Below are 4,637 nucleotides of genomic sequence, written 5' to 3' on the forward strand. Positions count from 1 at the left end.
CAGGCAATGTTTAGCAGTTAAACAAGAATTAGGCGATCGCGCGGGTATGGCAAGTTCTTGGGGACAATTGGGAGACATCGAGCGCAATCGTGGCAACTGGGATGCAGCGGAATCTCTCTATCGGCAATCTTTGCAATTAAGAACTGAATTAGGCGGTTTATATCTCATAGCTGAAGGAAATTTTGATTTTGCCCTGCTTGAAAAACAACGTGGCAATCTCATCCTTGCTCAGCAATATTACAACAAAGCCAAAACGATCTATCAACAACTCGGCGCCATCAAAGACCTAGAGCGCATCGAAAAGGAATGGCAAAACTGAATTCTATTGCCCTAACTGGTTTACTAATTCTTCTGGAGACATTACCAATATTGGAGAACCGATAAAACCTGCAACATCACGAGTAACGATCGCATCTAATCTTGCTTCCATCGCCGCCGCAACCTGAACAGCATCCTCTTTAACTTCTTCATCCGTAGGAGCAGGTGCATCAGTCTTAGCAATACCTACTAAACTCGCAGCAATACCGCGATTTTTGATAGCTAATGGGGGTTTTGTTCTTAGCGATTTCATTAATATATCGATCAACTCCCAACGCTCCTCTTCAGTTAAATCTAGAACTTGTTCGCGAATCTTTTGGATAGTCATAGCTGTCTAGGGCATAGGATCAACTTATATGAAATTATACCAAAGTCTCTAATTTGATTTTGCACTAAATAAACTGACCAAGATGATCGCTACTTATCACCAAAACTATTTCTAGGTTTTAATAGGATTAGTAAGCAACTATTTGATTTATGCCTAATAAACTTGGATTTTGGTTGATTTGGATTTTATTTTCGGTCTATGCCTTCATCTTTGCACCACCCGATCGCCCCGACACCTTGCAACTAATTCAAAAATTGAGTACGGGAGACTGGCAAGGCACAAATGCCTTAATCGTTGCCCTGTTTAACCTCATGGGCGTATTTCCCTTCATTTATGCTTGTATATTAGCCAGCGACGGGCGCGGACAGAAAGTACCCGCTTGGCTATTTGGCAGCCTCTCATTTTTGGTCGGAGCCTTTGCCCTACTTCCCTACTTTGCTCTGCGCGAACCAAATCCCACCTTTATCGGTAAAAAGACTCGACTGATTTCCGCCTTAGAGTCACGCTGGACAGGAATTGTGCTGACCGCGATCGCAAGTTACTTTCTCGTCTATGGATTCGCTAATGCTAACTGGGCAGACTTCATCCAGCAATGGCAAACTAGCCGATTTATCCATGTCATGAGTTTAGATTTCTGTATGTTGTCACTACTATTTCCTTGGTTGCTTAGTGACGATATGGAAAGACGCGGCATGAGTAGCGATCGCTTTTTTACATTCATTGCCCTCGTTCCCCTAGTCGGCGCATTGATTTACCTCTGTTTGCGATCGCCTTTAATCGAAAGCGAACAAGAAGCAACCGCTTAAAATACCCATAAGAAAGAGCGCAAAGCGCTCCTTCTTATGAGCAGATACTCTCAATCATCCGACTAGCTTGGGAACCGTAGCCACCGCCAAAGAGATTGAAATGATTGAGAATGTGATAGAGATTGTAGAGATTTTTGCGCTCTCTGTAGCCCGCATCAAGGGGATAAGCCCCATTGTAGGCGCGATAAAACTGAGCAGGGAATCCACCAAATAATTCGGTCATGGCAAGATCAACTTCGCGATCGCCAAAATAGAGCGCAGGATCAAAAATCACAGGCTCACCATTGATAAAAGCTGCATTGCCGCCCCAGAGATCGCCATGCACCATTGCGGGTTGTGGCTGATAATCTCGAAAAAATTTAGGGATAGCCTCATAGATTTTTGCTTCGGGTACGGCGCACCGCCAACCTTTACGCTTAGCCAAACGAATTTGAAAAGCGAGTCGATATTCCTGCCAGAAATCAATCCAGTCATTCGTCCAGTTGTTGATCTGCGGCGTAGCACCGATGGTATTGTTGCGATCCCACCCAAACCCGCGATCGCTAGTTACTCGATGCATTGCCGCTAAATTTCGACCCATTGCTTCCCAATCTTGATTACCGCCCAATTCAAGATTTTCCATCACTAAATAAGCAGTTTCTCCCACAGTTCCCCAGCAAATGGGCTGCGGCACGCGCATCGTCTTAGTTCCATGCATTTGTTTTAAAGCGATCGCCTCAGCAACAAACATATCTAAACAATTTGCAATATTCGTTTTTACAAAAAATTGTCGTTTGCCATCGGATAGCATATTCGCTTGGTTAATGCATCCGCCCGACTTTGCCTGACAGCGATCAGCATTAAATTTTTCGCCCGTTGCTTGCGAAATAGCGATCGCAATTTCTTTCCACATAATTTTTATCCTAAATTCGGCAATATTAATCCCCAAGGTAGCGATCGTGCTTTGGAATTCTCAATAAAACGTAACCCAAAACCTTAAGAAAGGTTCGTATACTGTTAATTAATAATTTGATTTTTTATTAATAAAACCTTAAAAACTAGCTTGACTGGTGAAATTATATGATGAACGATATTGGTAAATACCGATTTGTTTGTACCCTAACCCTTAGCGATATTTTGGGTCAGGTAATTGTTTGGTTGGGTGTAATTTTTGCAGCTCTGGCTTCAGCACTTTCTCTAATGAGTAAACCAGTTTATTCCTTCGGTGCTGTTGGATTAATTGTCGTAACATCGTTACCCTTTTTGCTGTTTACCTTTGTTACAACCCTATTTAATCATATTGATATCGTGCCTTTGACCGAAGAAGAAATTAAGTATAATCATGCCAAAATATCTGGGGTTCGTAAAACCACAGTAAAGGCTTCCGTTTAAAATCCTTACTGTAACTATTGAATTAAATCTAGGATTGCCATGCTTTTTAGATGGTGGAATTTAAATATAATGAGATCCTATGATTATTCTGTCTGATTATTCTGTCTCATTATAAGTATAGCTATAGCCAAATAAGTTAAGACATAAAACCCAAAAGAGTGTTGCGGCGCTTTGCGCCGCAACACTCTTCTGGGTTTTGTTTTTGTCCTAATATAACTGGCTACTGCTATAGCTCTCAAAATAACTCAAAAAAATAACCCAAAAAAATGGCTCAAATTTTGAGCCATTTTTTTTAAAGATTATGCTGCTACTTCAAATTTGGGGCGTTGAGTAACAACTTCATCGATCAGTCCATAATTTTTCGCTTCGTAGGGAGACATAAAGAAATCGCGATCGGTATCTTCTGCAATGCGATCGATCGGCTGCCCTGTGTGGAAAGCCATCAATTCATTGAGACGGCTCTTATGGTAGAGAATCTCCTTCGCTTGAATTTCAATATCCGTTGCCTGCCCCTGAGCGCCACCAAGAGGTTGGTGAATCATGATTCTTGTGTGCGGCAATGATAGCCTTTTGCCCTTTGCGCCACCAGTGAGCAAAAAAGCACCCATACTTGCCGCTAGCCCTACACAAATTGTCGAAACATCGGGACGAATATGCTGCATCGTGTCGTAAATAGCCATACCTGCGGTCACAGATCCCCCAGGAGAGTTGATATACAAGAAAATATCTTTTTCGGGATCGTCGGCTTCAAGGAAAAGCAACTGAGCAACAATGATATTAGAAATACTATCGTCAACCTGTTGCCCCAAAAATACGATCCGCTCCCGCAGTAGGCGCGAAAAAATATCAAAGGCTCTTTCGCCACGACCAGACTGTTCGATTACGGTTGGGATCATAGTTTATCTTTACGGTTTACTCTCAGTCTATTGTACTGATATGTAATCACCGCTAACCTCTGACTCTATTCGGATTTCACCCCGTGTAGCAATCTCATCAAAAAAGCAGTACTTGGTACTGCTTTTTTGATTAATTAACGTCAGTTCGGGTTAAGCTGGCAAATCTGCAAAGCCCAAGAATAAAAGCCTTGCTTAGCAAGGCTTTTATTCTTGGGCTTTGAGAAAGGGTTTGCGTAGCAAACCCTTTCTCAAAGCTCGTTTCAAATTATCCAGAATTGACGTTAATTATGGCGATCGCGATAAATTGCATTAGAAACGCGATCTTGTTCGCGGGTGAGACGGGCTGCTTCTTGACGGCTCAAATGTCCATCACTGAGATAATTACGACGCTGGGCTTCGATACGCGCTTCACGTTTTTCTAAATTTTTGTATTCGCTTTGGCTGATTGTGCCTTGTTGTACGCCTTTATAAATGCGTTCCTGTTGATTGACTTCGCGATTATAGATCGTACCTGCGGAAGCGGAACTGGGATTGACTAGGCTGAGGGTGCTGACTACAGAAGTAATGGCAAGAATGGGCAGAATCAAGCTTTTCATAATATTACCTACCTTTAGCGATCGCCTTGAATCGAATGTTTAACGCTTTACGCTGGTTTAGACATTTGCTCCTAGCCAAAAGGTTCAAGTTATTTTTGGGGCTGTAATGAGGCTTAAGGTTTTTGCTATAGCTGTCGCCAATTGTACTGGGGTATAAACCCCAAGAATTGACTGGCGGCGCTTTGCGCCGCCAGTCAATTCTTGGGGTTTGATTTGTCCTAAGTCAAGTGACTGTAGCTATAATGTTATATTTAAATATAACTAACAGAGAAATTATGCACACCACAAATCTTCGTAAAGTCGGTGGCTCAATTATGTTGGC

The 4,637-nt window shown here is 42.3% G+C and carries 7 protein-coding genes; 3 read left to right on the top strand and 4 right to left on the bottom strand.

Annotated elements, in window-relative coordinates:
• Nucleotides 1–319 (top strand): tetratricopeptide repeat protein (locus AC805_RS26560; protein ID WP_055077302.1); only part of this gene is annotated, 319 nt, incomplete at its 5' end.
• A gap of 3 nt (nt 320–322) precedes the next feature.
• Here the strand turns inward: AC805_RS26560 and AC805_RS27020 are convergent.
• Nucleotides 323–646: a hypothetical protein gene (locus tag AC805_RS27020; protein WP_231664101.1), complete on the bottom strand. Its 324-nt coding sequence runs from the start codon at nt 644–646 to the stop codon at nt 323–325.
• 149 nt (nt 647–795) lie between these two features.
• Here AC805_RS27020 and AC805_RS21505 point away from each other — a divergent pair, with 149 nt between their 5' ends.
• Nucleotides 796–1,452: a hypothetical protein gene (locus AC805_RS21505; protein WP_055077303.1), complete on the top strand. Its 657-nt coding sequence runs from the start codon at nt 796–798 to the stop codon at nt 1,450–1,452.
• A 34-nt stretch (nt 1,453–1,486) separates the two neighbouring features.
• Here AC805_RS21505 and AC805_RS21510 read toward each other — a convergent pair whose 3' ends face one another.
• Nucleotides 1,487–2,344 (bottom strand): fructosamine kinase family protein, encoded by an 858-nt coding sequence (locus tag AC805_RS21510; RefSeq protein WP_055077304.1) that lies wholly within the window; start codon nt 2,342–2,344, stop codon nt 1,487–1,489.
• A gap of 170 nt (nt 2,345–2,514) precedes the next feature.
• Here AC805_RS21510 and AC805_RS21515 point away from each other — a divergent pair, with 170 nt between their 5' ends.
• Entirely contained in the window at nt 2,515–2,823 is a 309-nt protein-coding gene (locus AC805_RS21515; RefSeq protein WP_055077305.1) for a hypothetical protein, read from the top strand.
• A gap of 299 nt (nt 2,824–3,122) precedes the next feature.
• Here AC805_RS21515 and clpP read toward each other — a convergent pair whose 3' ends face one another.
• Together clpP and AC805_RS21525 are read right to left on the bottom strand one after the other, a co-directional pair.
• On the bottom strand, nt 3,123–3,719 hold the full coding sequence (clpP, locus tag AC805_RS21520; RefSeq protein ID WP_009629573.1) for an ATP-dependent Clp endopeptidase proteolytic subunit ClpP: 597 nt from the start codon (nt 3,717–3,719) through the stop codon (nt 3,123–3,125).
• Between the two features lie 281 nt (nt 3,720–4,000).
• Nucleotides 4,001–4,315: a hypothetical protein gene (locus AC805_RS21525; RefSeq protein WP_055077306.1), complete on the bottom strand. Its 315-nt coding sequence runs from the start codon at nt 4,313–4,315 to the stop codon at nt 4,001–4,003.
• Between the last annotated feature and the right edge of the window lie 322 nt (nt 4,316–4,637).

It is taken from the genome of Pseudanabaena sp. 'Roaring Creek', from assembly GCF_001402795.1.
Taxonomy (GTDB): Bacteria; Cyanobacteriota; Cyanobacteriia; order Pseudanabaenales; family Pseudanabaenaceae; genus Pseudanabaena.